At 42.6% G+C, this 17485-nt stretch carries 17 protein-coding genes; 2 read left to right on the top strand and 15 right to left on the bottom strand.

The features are described from left to right. The 11 genes from murF to LC040_04825 all read right to left on the bottom strand — a co-directional run bounded on the left by murF (nucleotide 1) and on the right by LC040_04825 (nucleotide 12671). Nucleotides 1-1365: a UDP-N-acetylmuramoyl-tripeptide--D-alanyl-D-alanine ligase gene (gene murF / locus LC040_04875; GenBank protein WLR52246.1), complete on the bottom strand. Its 1365-nt coding sequence runs from the start codon at nucleotides 1363-1365 to the stop codon at nucleotides 1-3. Next, entirely contained in the window at nucleotides 1362-2828 is a 1467-nt protein-coding gene (locus tag LC040_04870; protein ID WLR52245.1) for a UDP-N-acetylmuramoyl-L-alanyl-D-glutamate--2,6-diaminopimelate ligase, read from the bottom strand. The genes murF and LC040_04870 overlap by 4 nt, the downstream gene beginning before the upstream one ends. A 151-nt stretch (nucleotides 2829-2979) precedes the next feature. Continuing rightward, nucleotides 2980-4899 carry a stage V sporulation protein D gene (locus LC040_04865; protein WLR52244.1) on the bottom strand — a complete coding sequence of 640 codons (1920 nt, stop codon included), beginning with the start codon at nucleotides 4897-4899 and terminating at the stop codon, nucleotides 2980-2982. 77 nt (nucleotides 4900-4976) lie between these two features. Further along, the gene (locus tag LC040_04860) at nucleotides 4977-7178 is read right to left on the bottom strand and encodes a penicillin-binding protein (GenBank protein WLR52243.1); all 2202 of its coding nucleotides are present in this window, start codon (nucleotides 7176-7178) and stop codon (nucleotides 4977-4979) included. Nucleotides 7179-7252: 74 nt separating this feature from the next. Then, complete coding sequence (ftsL, locus tag LC040_04855) at nucleotides 7253-7609, bottom strand: cell division protein FtsL (protein ID WLR52242.1); 357 nt, start codon at nucleotides 7607-7609, stop codon at nucleotides 7253-7255. A 23-nt stretch (nucleotides 7610-7632) separates the two neighbouring features. Further along, nucleotides 7633-8580: a 16S rRNA (cytosine(1402)-N(4))-methyltransferase RsmH gene (rsmH, locus tag LC040_04850; protein WLR52241.1), complete on the bottom strand. Its 948-nt coding sequence runs from the start codon at nucleotides 8578-8580 to the stop codon at nucleotides 7633-7635. A gap of 82 nt (nucleotides 8581-8662) precedes the next feature. Further along, the gene (mraZ, locus tag LC040_04845) at nucleotides 8663-9094 is read right to left on the bottom strand and encodes a division/cell wall cluster transcriptional repressor MraZ (GenBank protein WLR52240.1); all 432 of its coding nucleotides are present in this window, start codon (nucleotides 9092-9094) and stop codon (nucleotides 8663-8665) included. A 139-nt stretch (nucleotides 9095-9233) separates the two neighbouring features. Continuing rightward, complete coding sequence (bshC, locus tag LC040_04840) at nucleotides 9234-10865, bottom strand: bacillithiol biosynthesis cysteine-adding enzyme BshC (GenBank protein ID WLR52239.1); 1632 nt, start codon at nucleotides 10863-10865, stop codon at nucleotides 9234-9236. A gap of 210 nt (nucleotides 10866-11075) precedes the next feature. Continuing rightward, complete coding sequence (locus tag LC040_04835) at nucleotides 11076-11210, bottom strand: hypothetical protein (protein ID WLR52238.1); 135 nt, start codon at nucleotides 11208-11210, stop codon at nucleotides 11076-11078. Between the two features lie 185 nt (nucleotides 11211-11395). After that, nucleotides 11396-11776 carry a DUF3397 domain-containing protein gene (locus LC040_04830; protein WLR52237.1) on the bottom strand — a complete coding sequence of 127 codons (381 nt, stop codon included), beginning with the start codon at nucleotides 11774-11776 and terminating at the stop codon, nucleotides 11396-11398. A gap of 1 nt (nucleotide 11777) precedes the next feature. Beyond that, nucleotides 11778-12671 carry a 2-dehydropantoate 2-reductase gene (locus LC040_04825; protein WLR52236.1) on the bottom strand — a complete coding sequence of 298 codons (894 nt, stop codon included), beginning with the start codon at nucleotides 12669-12671 and terminating at the stop codon, nucleotides 11778-11780. A gap of 388 nt (nucleotides 12672-13059) precedes the next feature. Between LC040_04825 and LC040_04820 the strand changes: the two genes are divergently transcribed. After that, nucleotides 13060-13530: an N-acetyltransferase gene (locus LC040_04820; GenBank protein ID WLR52235.1), complete on the top strand. Its 471-nt coding sequence runs from the start codon at nucleotides 13060-13062 to the stop codon at nucleotides 13528-13530. Between the two features lie 160 nt (nucleotides 13531-13690). On the opposite strand, the gene LC040_04815 is transcribed toward LC040_04820, so the two are convergent. The 4 genes from LC040_04815 to LC040_04800 all read right to left on the bottom strand — a co-directional run bounded on the left by LC040_04815 (nucleotide 13691) and on the right by LC040_04800 (nucleotide 15973). Then, a complete protein-coding gene (locus LC040_04815; protein ID WLR52234.1) occupies nucleotides 13691-14293 on the bottom strand; it encodes an RsfA family transcriptional regulator in 603 nt (200 codons plus the stop codon). Between the two features lie 53 nt (nucleotides 14294-14346). After that, nucleotides 14347-15108, bottom strand: coding sequence for an enoyl-CoA hydratase/isomerase family protein (locus LC040_04810; protein ID WLR52233.1), 762 nt, complete (start codon nucleotides 15106-15108; stop codon nucleotides 14347-14349). 115 nt (nucleotides 15109-15223) lie between these two features. Next, nucleotides 15224-15397, bottom strand: coding sequence for a 50S ribosomal protein L32 (gene rpmF / locus LC040_04805; GenBank protein WLR52232.1), 174 nt, complete (start codon nucleotides 15395-15397; stop codon nucleotides 15224-15226). A gap of 63 nt (nucleotides 15398-15460) precedes the next feature. Continuing rightward, nucleotides 15461-15973: a DUF177 domain-containing protein gene (locus tag LC040_04800; protein ID WLR52231.1), complete on the bottom strand. Its 513-nt coding sequence runs from the start codon at nucleotides 15971-15973 to the stop codon at nucleotides 15461-15463. Nucleotides 15974-16243: 270 nt separating this feature from the next. Between LC040_04800 and LC040_04795 the strand changes: the two genes are divergently transcribed. Beyond that, complete coding sequence (locus LC040_04795; protein ID WLR52230.1) at nucleotides 16244-17452, top strand: nucleotidyltransferase; 1209 nt, start codon at nucleotides 16244-16246, stop codon at nucleotides 17450-17452. Nucleotides 17453-17485: the final 33 nt, after the last annotated feature.

Raw genomic sequence — 17485 nt, 5'->3', positions numbered from 1 at the left:
CTATGATTGTTTTAAATGATTGACTAATGTTTCTAATGCAAGTTTACGGGAGCTTTTAAATAAAATGACCGTTTCTGAATCAGCTAGCTTCTGAAGTTCTGAAAATGCCGCGTCTTTATCATTATACGCATGAACGATGCATTTTTCGCCTACTTTTTTGTATTCATCTGCAATCCATTTTGCTTTTTCTCCGATTGTAAAGAGATGCGTAATTGGCTCTGTAATAGCCTCAGCTACAGAACGATGCAGGGCTTCTTCTTGTTCGCCAAGCTCATACATATCACCAAGTACAACAACATAACGCTTATAGCCGCCTATTTGCTTAACAGTCTCAATTGCAGCCTTCATCGATGTTGGTGATGCATTGTAAGCATCATTAATAAGCAGAACCCCATTTGTTCCTATTTCACGCTGAAAGCGCATGCCGGTCACTTCGACTTCTTTTAAGCCTGCTTGAATGTCTTCAGATGAAATGTCATGCATTTTTCCAAGCACAATTGCATAAGAGGCATTCTTTGCGTGATGCTTACCAAGTGTTTCAAGTGTATAGCTTTCCTCACCATTTAATGAGAAAGTCATTTCTGTTTCTGAAAGCTCTACGTCGCTTATGAATGTGTTGTTATCAGAGCCAAACCCGCAGGTAATTACTTTATTTCCATGTAAGCGTGTCGTGAGCAATGGTTCATCTCCATCAATCATGACATGACCACCCGTTTGCAGACCGTCCATGATTTCCATTTTGGCTTTCGCAATACCTTCACGTGTTTTTAACTGTTCAAGGTGAGACTCGCCGATATTAGTAATAACGGCGGCATTCGGCTTTGCAAGCGTGCTTAAAAATGAAATTTCACCGAAGTTATTCATCCCCATCTCTAGAATCAGCACTTCAGTATGAGCAGGCATAGCAAGAATCGTAAGCGGCAAGCCGATATGGTTGTTGAAATTACCAGCTGTCTTATGCGTCCGGTATTTCTTCTTCATCACTGCCTCAATGAAATCTTTCGTTGTTGTCTTTCCATTACTTCCCGTAATGCCGATTACCTCTGGCTGGACTGTCTGCAAATAAAACTTCGATAACTCTTGAAGTGCTGTTAGGGTATCAGCGACGAAATAAAGCGGAAAATCATTCGGCACATAGGCAGGTACCTCTACATCCTTTTGCCAAAGTGCTGCAATCGCACCATTTTCAATCGCGCCTTTTAAAAATTCATGTCCATCAAAGCGCTCGCCTTGAATCGGAACAAACAACCCCTTTTCAACCTGCTTACGGCTATCAATAAAAACACTTCTTATTATTACATTATCTTTCCCAGCCCCTTTATATTCGGAAAAGATTGTACTTAAATCATTTAATGTTAAATTCATTCGTACCGCTCCTTTACTGCTTGAGCTGCGACAACCCTGTCATCGAAATCATATGTTTTATCACCGATAATTTGATACGTTTCATGGCCTTTTCCCGCGATCAGGACAACATCCCCTGCTTGTGCTTTAGAAACGGCATAATGAATGGCTTCTTTCCGGTCAGTAATGGTTGTATAATTCTCGTCTGCAATACCTGCTTCCATGTCACGTAAGATTTGCTCAGGGTCCTCACTGCGAGGGTTATCTGATGTTAAAACAGCCTCATCCGCATAATGTGCTGCAATCTTTGCCATCAGCGGGCGTTTTGTTTTATCACGGTCTCCACCGCAGCCTACAATACAATAAATCTTCTGCTCTGTTACATCTTTGACTGTTTTCAAGACGTTTTCAAGGCTGTCTGGTGTGTGTGCATAATCGACAATGACAGAGAACGGCTGTCCGGCATTCACAAGCTCAAACCGGCCTGCTACACCTTCCATCCCCTCAATCGCTTCTGCTACAGTCGTTAGCTTCACATCACATGCAATCGCCGCAGCCGCAGCCGCAAGGACATTATAAATGCTAAAACGACCTACAAATTTCATCGTGATTGCTGTTGAGCCTACAGGTGTAACAAGAGTAAACGTCGTGCCTTGATTCGTCATCTGAATGCTTTCTGCTCGAACATCTGCCTGTTTATTAATACCATATGTAAGGACATGTGCTGCAGTGCTTCTTGCGTATTGTTCTGAGGCTGTGTCATCCATATTCAACACAGCATACTTCGGTTTTTCAGGATGAAATGCCCCACCTAATTGAGCAAACAACAACCCCTTCGCCCGGCGGTATTCATCCATCGTTTCGTGATAGTCTAAATGATCCTGAGTTAAATTCGTAAACACCGCTACATCAAAATCACAGCCACGAACACGCCCAAGGTCAAGTGCGTGTGAAGAAACTTCCATCACCGCTGTTTGCACACCGTGTTTTTCCATTTTGCTGAAGTTTTGCTGCAGAACAACCGATTCAGGAGTTGTATTCGTAACAGGAATTGTTTCATCGCCCATTTTAATGTGAATCGTTCCGATCATCCCTGTTTTTTCACCATTTACTCGGAAGATTTCATCAATCATATGAGTCGTAGTCGTCTTCCCATTTGTGCCCGTTACCCCGATTAAGCGCATTTTTTGAGTCGGACATCCGTAAAACAGATCGCTAAGCATCGCAAGTGCCCGCTTGCTGTCGCTGACGACAATCACTGGCACGGAAACATCAAGCTTTTCCTCTGCTACAATCGCTGCCGCACCGTTTTCTACTGCTGACTCAGCAAAACGGTGGCCATCCACAGTATAGCCCCGCACACAGACAAAGAGACTGCCTGGCTGAACAAGGCGGGAATCCATCTCTATTCCTGTAAGGACGGGATTTGCTTCATTATGTATATGATAAAATTTCAACGCTTTTAACAATGTATGTAGTTCCATCTGCTATCAAACCCCTTTACTAGCTTTTCTCAAGTTTTAAGAAATCAATACATAAATAAGCGGCGACGCCTTTTATACCTACGCCGCCGCTTTCATTTTACAATGAAAAGCCCTGTTTATTATAGCAAAGCTTTATGTGTTTGTCGGCACATTATTTTTTACTAAAGAACAAACGAATGGTTGAACCCTCTTCGACCTTCACTCCTGCTTCAGGGGCTTGGTCAACGATGACATCGCCTTCTCCACTTGAAGAAACCTTTAAGTTAAGCAAATAACTTTGCGCTTCCTCACGTGTTGCTCCTACGAAATTTGGAACTTCCACAAGTGTGGCGTCATTCCAGGCCCGTTCTTTCTCGATCTGATCTTTTCGCTTCGGAACCTTAAGCGCACGCAGTGAATCCTCCATAATATTACCGACAATTGGCGCAGCAACTGTACCACCAAATTGAACGGTCCCTTTCGGATTATCAACTGCTGTATAAACGATCAATTGCGGGTCATCAGCAGGCGCCACTCCGATAAAGGAAACAATATAATTGTTTTTCATATATTTTCCGTCTTTTACTTTTTGAGCGGTCCCTGTTTTCCCGCCTACGCGATAGCCTTCGACAAAGGCATTCTTCCCTGTTCCTTGAGCGACTACACTTTCAAGTGCATGCCGTATTTCTTTCGATGCGTCCTCCGAAATAACACGACGCTTTAAGACAGGTTCATTTTGACTCACAATTTCTCCACTAATTGGGTCAACCCACTCTTTTGCAATATACGGCTGATAAAGATACCCACCATTCACCGCTGCAGCAACAGCCGCAACCTGTTGAATCGGTGTTACCGAAACCCCTTGACCGAAGGCAGTTGTCGCAAGCTCAACAGGACCAACCCGATCCATAGAGAATAAAATGCCTCGCCCTTCACCCTGCAGGTCAATCCCTGTTTTCTGCCCGAATCCAAAGTCTTTAATGTATTTAAAGAGCTTCTCCTTGCCAAGCTTTTCACCAAGTGTTACAAACCCTGGGTTACAAGAGTTTTGGACTACTTCTAAGTAGCTCTGCGAACCATGTCCGCCGCGTTTCCAGCACTTTAACGTGGCTCCTGCTACCTTAATGTAGCCTGGGTCATGAAAATGGTCGTTGTGTAAGTCAACTACTTTCTCTTCTAATGCAGCAGCAAGTGTAATAATTTTGAAGGTAGAGCCTGGCTCATATGTACTCCACACCGGAAGATTTCGGTTATAGATCTCCGAAGGCACTTCCCGGTAGTTTTCTGGATGAAAATCAGGCCTGCTCGACATCGCTAAGATTTCACCTGTTTTCGGATTCATCGCAATCGCAATAATACCATCTGGGTTATAGGCAGCTTCCGCATTATCAAGCTCGCGTTCTACAATCGTTTGAATACGTGAATCAACCGTCAGCCTTAAGTCAAGGCCGTCTTGAGGCGGCACATAGTCATCTGAAGCATCAGGCATTCTGCGTCCCTTTGCATCTGATATAAAGGAGACATGCCCTTTCGTTCCTTCTAGCTTCTTATCATAATACAATTCAAGACCTGTCAGCCCTTGATTATCAATTCCGGTAAACCCTAATACATGTGAAAGGTATTCACCGTTTGGATAATGACGCTTTGAATCTTCAGCAATATAGACACCAGGTAAATTCAAGGCACGAATTTCATTGGCTGTTTCATGAGAAATCTTCCGGCCTTCTGGGTGAATGCGCTCAATTGATGTTCGTTTTGTGATGTGCTGATACGCTTTCTCTTCACTCATCTTTAAAATGGCCGCTAATTCCTTTGCTGTTTCTGCTGGATTTTCAATTTGCCTTGGTACCACAAGAACACTTGGCGCACTTACATTCGTTGCAAGCGGCTCACCATTGCGGTCAAGAATTTTGCCGCGCTCCGGCTCAAATGGGATATCACGGCTCCATAATTCCTCCGCACGCTCTGTCAGCCATTTTCCTTTCACAAGCTGAACATACCCAAGACGCACATCAATAATTGAAAAAACCAAAATCCCGATTACTAAAACAGAAATCAACCTTTTTCTTACGGTTACATTTGATACTCGCAAAGGACAAAGCCTCCTTCTCCCACTCTCGCTTCATCCTATGCTTGTACATGTTGAATTAGAACGGCAATTCGCCTGCGTTACGCTCCTTCTGGCACTTCAACTGGCAAATCTTCCTCTTCCTTCTTTTCGTCTTCTTTCTTTTTCGGCTCGTTCGGTCGGCTCATTTCAACAACTAAGAAATCTCCCTGCTTCACGGTTGCGCCAGCACGGATATTTTGTTTTTGCACATATCCGCTGCCCATGACATTCGGCTTCAATTCAAGCAGTTTCGCAACCTTCATGACATCGCGAATCGACCAGCCGCTCATATCAGGCATTGTGGCATCACCGCTCGTTCGGAGGAGAACTTTTTCTGATTTAAGCATTTGCGAATCCGCATAAGGAAGCTGAGCCGTTACCTTATCCCCGCTGCCTAGAACAATCGATTCAATGCCTTCTTTTTTCAACTGTTCTTGTGCTTGCTTTGCTGTTTTATCAGTTAAATCAGGAACCGTCATGCTATAGGAGCCGTCTTTTTTCAACTCATTTACTTTTGGCTGATTCTCTTCTTCTGTTGGTTCAATGTTTAAGTAGTGAAGACTATTTTCCATTACCGTTTTAAAAATATACGAGGACGGTTCATTTCCAAGCTCCCAGCCTTTCAGTTCCGGCTGTTTCACTGCTACATACATCAATAGACGTGGATCATCCTTCGGCGCCATCCCTAAGAATGAAAAGATATAGTTACTGTGGCCATATAAATAACCTGGACCATCTGGGTTTGGAATCTGCGCGGTACCTGTTTTCCCGGCAACCGAATAGTCTTTTAGTTTATAAGCTGTACCTGTGCCTTTGGGTGAAGTAACAACTGTTTCTAAAATGTCGCGTACTTCCTTTGCTGTCTTTGCCTTAATTGGCTCTCCTGCAACCTCTGGCTCTGTTTTCTTAATGGTTTTACCGGTATTTGAATTCACGACTTCTTTTACAACATAAGGCTTCATCATTTTCCCATCGTTTGCAATTGCTGTTGCAGCTTGGATTTGTTGAATCGGTGTGATCGTTGTACCTTGACCAAACGCAGTCGTAATTTTCTCGATCGGATAATTATAAAGGATACGCCCTGCTGTTTCTTTCGGTAAGTCAATTCCTGTTTTTCGATCAAAGCCAAACCGAATTAAATAATCGTGAAATTTCTCAGTGCCAAGCTTATCTTGCACAAGCTTAGCGACACCAACGTTAGATGAGCGTTGAATACCTTCTAAGTAGGTGATCTTTCCCCATCCTCTACGATTATGGTCATGGATAGGGCGTGAACCACTTGATAATTTATAAGACCCCGATTGGAAGGTTTCGTTTGCTGGGAACTTCCCTTCATTAATCGCTGCGGCGAGCGTGAAGGCCTTCATTGTCGAACCAGGCTCAAACCGATAAGCAATCGCTTCATTTCGGTAGTTTTCAATGTCTCGAATATTCGGGTCAAAGCTTGGCCGTGTACTCATGCCAAGAATTTCACCTGTTTTCGGATCAGCAACAATCGCAATGATTTGCTTAGGCTTATACTGTTTGTTCATTTCTGTCACAGCAGCTTCTAAAAATGTTTGAATCTTTTGGTCAAGCGTTAAGTATACATCGTTTCCATCCTCAGGGGCGTTGACCATTTCAGCCGGGTCAGGCAGACGGAACCCTTTACGGTCACTTTTGTATGTTCTGTTCCCATCTTCCCCTGTCATGATGTCATTGTATTGCTTCTCAATTCCCATTTTCCCTTCAATTAGGCCCTTTCCATTCGGCTGGGCATATCCGATAACATGGGAAGCAAACGTTCCATTTGGATAATGACGGATGACATTTGGCCGAAAATAGATCCCAGGAAGATGGAGTGCTTCGATCTTTTCTTTTAGTTCTAAATCAATATAGCGCCCAGCACTCCCAAACTCAACTTGAAATGGATCTTTTTCATAGTTATCCTTTGATAGCCTGGCTTCTAGCTTTTCCACATCCATCTTCAACAGTGGCGCAAGCTTCTTTGCAACTTTTCCAGGATCGTCTACATGACGTGTTCCAGGGGCATTCTTGGAATAATTCTCATCCAGTATTGCAAAAACTGTATAGGACGTGCTGTCTTCAGCAATCGCGAGCCCGTTTCGGTCAAGAATTTTGCCGCGATGAGCTGGTATTGTCTGTTGCTTTGTCCATTTCTCTTGGGCAATCGCGGTCAGCGAATGACCTTGGACTTCTTTTGTTGTTTGAATATAAAGAAAACGAGCAATCATAACAAAAAAGAGCAGGATAAAAAACATAGCCAGAATCCTTGCTCCTTTGTTTATATTTTTATTTTTTGTATTTTTTGGCATTTCCCTTCACGCTCACTCCATTAAGGAATCATTTGGACGTTGTTTTTCTGAATCTTTAAACCGTTCTCAGAAGCTTTGCGCAAGATACGCTCCGGCTTGCTTAGTTCGCTCACCTTTTCTTCTAAGTTATGATTCACTTGTTTTTGATTATCAATATCACTTTCGATCTGCTGCATTTCAGATTGAATTTGGTAGATTGACGCATGGTTTGAGACAACAATGATACACATTACCGCAAAGACAGTTGAAAATAGTAGATAGATAATTTTTTCTCCTGGTGTAACACGATGCTTCAGTTTGGTCTGACGCACTTGCTTCGTTTGTGTTTGTTGTTGCTCTTGCTGACGCTTATGTATATGTCTTGCAACTTGACTCATCTACCCCGCCTCCTTCTCAAACGTTATTCGTTTTCTTCACGCTGTTTTTCAGCAACTCGCAATTTCGCCGAACGAGCACGATTATTTTGAGCCATTTCATCCTCTGATGGAAGAATTGGTTTTCGTGATACTAATTTTAAGATAGGCTCAAACTCTTTCGGTATAATCGGCAGCCCTGGCGGTAAATCTGGCATTTTGCTTTTTTCTTTAAATACTTGTTTGCAAATTCTGTCTTCTAAAGAGTGGAATGTTATGACACTCACTCTTCCACCGACAGAAACCAAATCGATTGCTTGCTCAATCGCTTCTTCAAACACTTTCAGCTCATCGTTTACAGCAATTCGAATTGCTTGGAAAACCCGCTTTGCAGGATGACCACCTTTTCTTCTAGCAGGTGCTGGAATGGCCTCCTTAATGATTTCTACAAGCTCAGCGGTCGTTTCAATCGGTTTTTCCTCACGATGGCTTTCAATTTTTCGTGCAATTTGCTTTGAAAACTTTTCTTCACCGTATTTAAAGAAGATACGGACTAAATCATTAAATTCCCATTCGTTGACGACTTCCTTTGCAGACAACTGTGCCTGCTGATTCATCCGCATATCAAGAGGCGCGTCCTTATGATAGCTGAACCCACGCTCTGCCTCATCTAGCTGTGGTGAAGAAACGCCTAAGTCGAATAGTACGCCATCGACTTTTGTTACACCGCGTGCTTGCAGCTCTTCTTTCAAATAGCGAAAGTTACTTTGAATAAACGTTACTTTTCCTTTGTATGGTGCAAGCTTTTCCTCAGCGTGTGTAAGGGCTTTAATATCTTGGTCAAATGCGTACAAATGACCACCCTCAGCCAGCTTTGAGAGGATTAATTCACTATGCCCGGCACCACCTAGCGTACAATCCACATAAATACCCTCTGGTTTCACATTTAAACCATCTACTGCTTCTTCTCTTAATACTGTTTCATGTTCAAACATCACTACAACACCTGCTTCTATCTATCTTGTTGTGCTTTTCCCTTATTGGTTCGAAAACGTGGAATATTTTATGTATGGCATGTTAAATATCAAAGTCAATTAAATTTTCAGCGATGTCCGCAAATGAGTCTTCCGATTCCTCCATATATGCATTCCAGCGTTCCCCGCTCCAAATTTCAAACCGACCGGAAACACCGATTAGCATAAATTCTTTCTCCAGGCCAGCATAATCACGCAGTGGTGCAGGAATATTAATTCTTCCCTGCTTATCAATCTCCACTTCAGCTGCTCCTGAAAAGAAGAACCTTGTAAACATCCGGGCATCCTTTTTCGTCATTGGCAGACTTTTGAGCTTTAGTTCAAGCTCTTTCCACTCATCCATAGGGTACCCAAACAAGCATTGATCCAATCCACGTGTGACGATAAACGGGCCATCAAGTTGTTCACGAAACTTTACCGGAATCGTTAGCCGTCCTTTTTGGTCAATGTTGTGATGGAACTCCCCTATAAACATAGCTAGTCTGCCCCCACTTTCTCTCCTTAACTTACCACACATCCCCACTTTTCTCCACTTACTATTGTACTATTCTTGTAACATAAAAAAAAACCTGCTATAAAAGCAGGTTTTCCTTCGACAACTTTTCATTCTTTCACTAAATAAGAATAACTTTGTGTCGATTATTAAATGAATATGGAATCTCACTTAACTGATTGACAAAATCCAAGCCATATTGATTCAAGAAATAAAGGATATTCCACACTCGTTCTTGCGGACTGCCGCTCGGAGAAAGCGCACAATCAATCGCATCATACCTCACAAGCATTGGCCCTTCCTTCACACGCAGCGAACGGTCAATTTGCTTATGTAAGTATTGAAGCTCCATTTGAATACGGCCGCCATTTTGGTAGGCAAGGTGGGTTAAGTTCCCATCTACCTCTGACGCTAACATACGCAGTCTTTGGTGAATGTCATCAATTTCCTTGGCCGCTTCCTTCATTTTCTCATCAATCTCTTTTCGTTCATAATTCGCTAAACGCTGTTCCTTATATGCATTCGTTCCATTTTGAAGCACATTATCAAACGAAAGCTCTAGCTCTTCCAGCCATGTTTCAATCCGGCGTTCGACCAGCGTTATGTTAAGACGCGGCAGAACGGGAGGCATTTTAAAATCAAATTGCGCAAAGACATCTTTTAACACAGCCCAATAGCTGATTTCACCGGGTCCGCCGAAAAATGCAAGCACAGGCAGCACGTAATCTTGCATAAGCGGGCGTGTGACAACGTTGTTGCTTAGTTTTTCCGGTGTTTCTTTCGCCACATCCAACAATTCATCCTCTGTAAAGCGCAGTGTGCGATTTTTGCCAACAAACTCACCTGATTCAAGCCGCTCTAGTAAAATACGCTCACCCTGGTCGTTGTGATAAAACAAATTTGCATTGTGCTCATTAATAGCAATCGGCTCACCATAATTATCTTCAGCAAGCATAAGTTGCTTCTGAAGTAGGTTTCGCTGCATAGGCCGATTTTCTGTAATCAGCTGCATAAAAAAATCAGCTTCTAATTGCCGAAGCTTCGGGTCATTTGAATCCATTACGACTAAGCCCTGCTGTGCAAAAAGTGTTAACAAGAAACGGTTGAAAAAGTCTGTATACGTCTTCGACACTTCAATGAGACTTTCTAGCTTCTGTAACAATTCGCGTGTGTGAATGGTTTCAGGAAAGTGAGCAAGCACTTCCTTCACCCACTGAATCGTTTGCTTGCGATTTAGCTTCCGCTCTGAAACCGGCAGCTTTATCCCGTCATCTTCTTCCACCGTGAATTTTCGTACTCGGCGCTTATCAACTGGTGCATAGACGTGATTAATCTCCGCAAAGTCATGATCCTCCCCAGCACTCCAAAATACAGGAACAACCGGAATACCGAGCTTTTCCTCCTGTTCTTTCGCAAACTGGATGACCGATACGGCTTTATGTATCGTATAAAGCGGCCCAGTCAGCACACCCGCTTGCTGACCCGCAACAACAGCTACCGCTCTCTCATCATCAAACTTTCGAATATTTTCAAACGTTTTTTCTGAACAATCAAACTGTTGATGGTGCTCATGAAGATACGAAGCAAGCTCACTTCGCTTAAACGTCCTCGAACGAAGCTCCTCCGCACGACGTGCAACAGCCTCTTCATCCCCTGGATGATAATCAAAATATTTCAACGCTTTATCCGCCCTGTTCAAATAATCTGCAACAAACGGATTCGTTGAAGGCAGAGAACATTCCCTAATTTCCATTCCATGCCCGTCCTTTCTTCAATACAATCGTTTCAATCAATTCCTCCATGAGTATACCAAACTTTCAACCCCCCCAACCAAAAACAATGCTTAAAAGAAAAGCGGAGGGGGGGCCGCTTAGAAATATTGTTTGCTGGAGCCTTCATGCATAGAGGCGCTTTTTGCCTCGGAGCAGGAAGGTGAAGCAACACAAATTTCTGCCCACCGCAGCTAGACATCTTCGAAAAGCGGAGAAAGGCGGTTAGGCTGTCCGATTGCTGGAACCTTCACACAGAGAAAGCCGCTCTTTGCTTTCGGCACCTTAATAGGAACGTCGGTTAAGAACGAAACATCCTGTTTCAACACCGACGCTAGCACGTCCTGTGCGTCGGAAGCAACTCGCGCAGCCTGCCTTTCGCAGCTGGATCAAAGGAACGCTGGCTAAGGTCGTCACGTCCTGTGACAACGCCTGCACTAGCACATCCTGTGCGTCGAAAGCGGAGGTGGCTCGTTCAGGGGCGACAAGCATAAGGAAAGCACTGGCGTCACTACTAAGCCACAATCCGCATAACCAATCCATATACAAGCAAAATTACATATGTAAACGAAAATAAGAGAAAGTTCAAGCGGAGAACGACTTTGCGCACTCTTTTAAACTCTATGTCTCCTCGTTTTTTATAATGGATGAACATAATAAATATCGTGAGAAGAAGAATGAAAATTGCAATCATCCATAGAATTGAAATCTCCCAGATGACGAGAACTAGATAGTGAACAGCTAAAATGAAAATAATTGTGCCTACATCGATCATAAAGTGAAAGGAACGCTTTTTATTACGAGTTACCTTTGCACTAACCCAAAAAATCACGATTAACGACAGAAGCGGCACGGTTATAAATAGTGCAATAACGTTTGAGAACAAACTAACCACATTATTGACCCCCTCTCTGCTCCATCCCTTTTATACTGTCATTCAAAAATGATAATAATGGGGTTTTTATCTTTTTATCTTCAGCCTGCCGAACGAGCCAGCCTAAAATGGCGTCGATTTCTGTTCTGCGTCCTTCAAGTAAATCTTTAAGCATCGACGACGTGTTTTCTGCTGTATTGAGGCAAATGGTTTCAATTTGCTCCCACGTTCTTTCTTTGTTTTTCAAATGAAGAACGTTTGTTGCCTCCTCAAATACCATTCGCATATTCCGATGAAACTCAGACCTTTTCAAGAGCTCTCCATTTTTCACGCCATATAATGAAGTAAGAGAATTAATTACTACATTGGCCGCAAGCTTGTTCGCAAGCATGTCATACCAATTGTCCTCCACAACAATCGGAAAGTAAGGATGAGGAGTATGAGAAAATACCTCAGAAACCGATGCCTCACTTTGATACGGGCTGATTCGTAATTGCCCCTTACCTGTATGTTCGACACAATGATCACTATGCTTTAGCGCACCATGCTCAACTACACCAAGCAGTACATCCACTTTATCAGAGAGATTTTCAACAAACGGCAAATGCCCCATCCCATTTTGCAAAAATAATAGATTATGTATGGTCGTCAGCTGTAGTTCTTGCAGGGCAGCTTCAAGCTGATACTGCTTGACAGCGAGAATAACGAAGGGTTCAGAAACGCCCTTGTGAAGAGGTGCTGCTTTAATCGGGACAACTTGTTGTTCGCCATCACAAATGAGCATTAGCCCTTTTTCATTAAGAAGGTCTGCTTGCTCAGTTCGCCTCGTATACAGTACAACCTTTTCTCCCATAAGTGTGTAATAGGCTGTCAGCAGCAAACCGACAGCTCCTCCGCCAATAACCGCTTTTCCCAAACGCTTCACCACCTTTTTTTGTGATTATTTGTATATTTATAGAAACATAAGCATCAAAAAGATTCTATGCTTTATTTTAGCAGATTGTCCGCATTTGTAAAAAAGCCCACACTATTATTATTTATATATAACAAAAAGCTGCAAAAATGAATGACATTCAATCTTTAAAGTCTGTTTCAAAACAGGTTTTCCTCTGTATCACAACTATTTTATAAAAATTCTGAATCTTTCAATAAAATTAAGCTTTCTCGTCATATTTTTCACTGTCACAAAAACGTCACAAATTATTGAAAGCGATTTCTTTTTTAATAAGGAAATTTACTCTTATTTGTTATATAATAAAAATAAAGATTAATAATTTTTGCAATACTTAAAAGGAGGGGCAACCATGGACTTATTAGCCGTTGAAAAATTATCACTTAACTTTAAAACACTTGAGGAGTTTAAGCGCTTTAAAAAATATGGTCTGCAAGAGTTATCAATGATTGAGGACTTACAAGCTGACATTGTTGAAAACAAAAGTGATTCCCCGTTCTATGGTATCTATTATGGTGACACACTCATTGCAAGAATGTGCCTAGACAACGTTCAAGCAAAATATGATTCAGTCTTTAACTCACCACAAGATGGGCTTGAAATCTGTAAGCTTGAAGTGTTGAAAGATTACCAAGGTCTAGGTTATGGAAGAATGCTTGTTGAATTTGCAAAGAGCTTCCAAATGCCAATTCGTACAATTCCACGTGTTAATTCCACAGATTTTTGGAACAAGATGGGCTTTGAATATGTAAGCCATAACGGAATTAACTATTTCGTATGGGAACCACAACATGTTCAACCTAGTTCAATTACTGTTCAGTAATAAGCAAGATGCTACAAATCCTCAAATAGAGAAAGTACAAACCCGAAAAGCAGCACCAATGCTGCCCTAAGCACATTGGTGCTGCTTATTTATAGCATGATCAGATCACCTGTATTTATAAAAAAAGCCGCTACAAAGCAGCAATGCTTTATAGCGGTTTTCATTTCTTCTTTACCCGTTCTAAATTTCCGTTCTCATCCATTTGAAAACGAAGCTTTTCCTCGTCTTCTTCTTTCATAACCGTCATCTTTCTTGCCTTCTCCATAATGGACAGCATCGTTTGATAGTCCTGTTCTAGTGCTTGAAATTTCTCTTTCCACTTCTCACACTCAGCTTCAGCAACTTTTATTCGCTCTCTTAACTCCCGTAATTCTTCTTCCTGGGCACCCTTGTCTAGTTGTAGGGTTCCTTGCAACTCTTCTAAATACGTTATCACTTGCTGTAATGTCAGCGGAGCTGCAACCGCCTTCATGTTAACTTCCATTGGCGGAGGGGAATGTTTCGTCTTCCGGCCAGCTTTTCGCTGCTCTTTTGCGAGCGCAACCGCGGAATCATACTGCTTTCTTACTGTTGAATTCCAGCGAAATCCGCATGCGGCAGCGGTACGCGAAAGCCTTCGTCCTACCTCCTCAAATGCAGCTAACTGCGTGCTTCCTTCACGAATATGACGCAATACGACCTCAGCAAGCATTAAGTCTTCATCTTCACTCCATGCATCCTGTCTAGCAACATTCACTGCCATCTCCCCTATCGCTTTTTTCATATATGTATGCCTGCAATAGAAAAGATAGACTAGAAATCATAATGTTCTGACTCTTACTTAGTCAAAAAGGCGTTGACCGCATCATGATGGGCGTCAGCTTCCCATAGAATACTGCATCGTTCAATTTCAGCGAACATATCATTATACAGCTTATCTAAGTCAAGCTTTCGCAAAGACGCTTCTTTATAAGCCTTCAGCACCGTTACATCCTGAGCTGTAAAAGTATCCAACCATTTTTGACAGTCTTCTCTGAATGTTTCTTTCGGGAAAACCTCTGAAAAAAGCTTCACCGCATGTCCATCTTCTGCTTTATAGCGTTCAGCTGTCATCAATAATCGCATCGCATCATGCTTTGCGATTCGTTCTAGCAGCATTGTAGCGCCACCCCAGCCAGTTGTAATCGCAAGCTTCCCTTGGACAAATCCAAACGAAACACCTTCCTTTGCAATACGAAAATCACAAGCGGTTAAGATTTCACATCCGCCGCCTAACGCGGTGCCGTTTACAAACGCCACAGTCGGCTTTGGCAGCTTGTATAACTTATGTAAGATTGCCCCCATTTTAGAAAGCATGCCATACGCTTCTTCCTTCGTATACAGCTCATGAAAGACAGATAAATCCCCGCCTGAACAAAATGCTCTTTCTCCGCTTCCTGTAATCGCCAGCATTTTCACACGGTCATCTGTTTCCGCTTGTGCAATCGCTTCTTCGAACGCCTGCATGACATCATAATCAACTGCATTGCGTTTTTCCTCACGATTAATCGTTAACGTTAATACCCCACGCTCATCTCTTTCAAGTGATACCTTCTCCATCTATGACCCTCCCTTTTCATTCTTTCTCATTATACCAAAAGAAGCTTCCGTGTTCTGCCCTTTTCAGGCACAAAGAAAGCGCAAGAGGAAGGTCCCCTTGCGCTTTCGTGTGTCATTATTTATTTACAACATCTTTGCCTTTGTAAGTACCACACTCTTTACATACGCGGTGAGCAAGCTTCATTTCGCCGCAGTTCGGGCATGCTACCATACCTGGTACTGAAAGCTTCTTGTGCGTACGGCGTTGGCGTTTTACTTTTTTAGATGTTCTTCTAAAAGGTACTGCCATCGTTTCCACCTCCTTAATACGAGTCCATCAAAAAGTGAGAAGAACCTGCTTTACGGCACTTCTTCACTCATCTTTTTTAAAAAACTGTTGAAGTTTTTCTAAACGAGGGTCAATGCGTTCTTTTTGTTCTTCCTCTGTTACAACTTCCCAGCCTTGTCCAGACTGAGGAGCTTTTCCTTCTGTTTCAGGGTTGTCACTAAATACTTGCATTGGAATCTCTAATAAAATATTTTCTCGAATATACGGCTTTAAGTCAAGGACTTCTCCGTCAATTCCATGAATCTCTAGATCTTCATCTGTATACGATTCACCATTTAATGAGAAAATTTCCCTCGCATCAATTTCAAACGGGTACTTCACATCAGCGAGTGAACGCGCACACGGTAAAATCATTTCACCGTCAAACGTTAAATCAAACGTGATTTTACTGCCTGAAAAATGGGCGTTCCCTGTAACATGAACAGGTGAAATTTGACGTATTTCTTTGTTCATGTCCTTTAGTTCGCTAACATCGATTGTTTCATCGATTTCAAACCCGTCTCTACGATTTCTTAACTCTGATACTTGCCATTCCATTGTGATCACCTCTAGGCAACAAAGGTAATTATAGCGACACAAAAAGCGTTTGTCAATATTTTTTCTTTACAGCTTTGTCCTATCACAAACGCATTTGGCACTATAATTTTGCGATATTTTCTTGCTCCTACCTTACTATAATGCACCAGCGGAAGCAAATAAATGATTTCATGCGTAAAATGAAACTTTTCTCTCTTATTAAAGCATGTGATTAAGACGAGAGATTATATGCTAAAATATTTTTAAAATCAAATCTATTAGGAGGTTAATATGAATGCATGCGGTGTGATCGTTGAATATAACCCTTTTCATAATGGACACGCCTACCACCTGCAAGAAGCAAAGCGTGTAAGCGATGCCGATGTGATGGTCGCTGTTATGAGCGGCAATTTCCTGCAGCGAGGCGAGCCGGCTATTATATCAAAGTGGGCGCGCACACGTGCCGCCCTTGCCTCTGGTGTCGACATTGTCATTGAACTGCCTTATGCTTTTGCCGTTCAAAAAGCTGACCGCTTCGCGTACGGTGCGGTTTCCTTATTGGATGCTTTATACGTCGACAGCTTTTGCTTCGGCAGTGAGCACGGAGAAATTGAACCTTTTGTTGAAACAGCTTCTTTCTTAGAGAAGCATCAGAATGAAATCAATGCAGAGCTTAAAAAAGCATTAAAGGAAGGAGTAAGCTTTCCAACAGCCGCTTCAAATGCCTATGAAACATTTTTCGGAAACACCCTTCCACTTGATATCCATGCACCAAACAATATTCTTGGCCTCTCGTATGTAAGGGCAGCACAACAGCGGCACACAGCCATGAAGCCGCTGACCATTAAGCGAACAGGCTCAAACTATCATGATGAACAGTTCAGCGGAAATATCGCTTCTGCTACAAGTGTACGAAAGCAAATCTTTGAGCATCACGCTGACATTGACGACCTTGTGCATGTGCTGCCACAGGCAACTGTTCAACAATTAGCAAGCTATCGTCATACATACGGCATGCTTCACAATTGGGAGGCTTACTTTCAATTTCTGAAATACCGCTTACTGACGATGTCACACAGTGAGCTTTCAGAAATTGCTGAAGTAGAAGAAGGACTTGAATACCGCTTGAAAGATGCCATAAAATCAGCTAAAACGTTTCATGAGTTTATCCAACGCGTTAAGACGAAGCGCTATACGTGGACAAGGCTGCAGCGCTTATGCATCAACGTCCTAACCCATACAACGAAGGGGACGCTTGAAGCGGTCGGCACATCTCCCGCATATATCCGGCTGCTTGGCATGAATGAATTAGGACAAGCTTACTTGCGTCGTGTCAAAAAGGAACTCCCCCTGCCGCTTGTAGCAAAGCTGTCTGCTTACTCACACCCTCAGCTAGACCTTGATATACGTGCTGCTGATACATATGCGATGTGCTTACAGGAGCCGTTTCGCACGGATGCGATTCAACGTGAATTTTCAAATCCGCCTGTGAGGATATAGAAAAAGCTCCCCAAATTGAGGGAGCTTTTCTAG

It is taken from the genome of Bacillus tianshenii, from assembly GCA_020524525.2.
Lineage (GTDB): Bacteria > Bacillota > Bacilli > Bacillales > Bacillaceae_N > Bacillus_AV.
The sequence above is the reverse complement of the archived record's forward strand: the minus strand, read 5'-3'. Positions and strand labels throughout refer to the sequence as shown.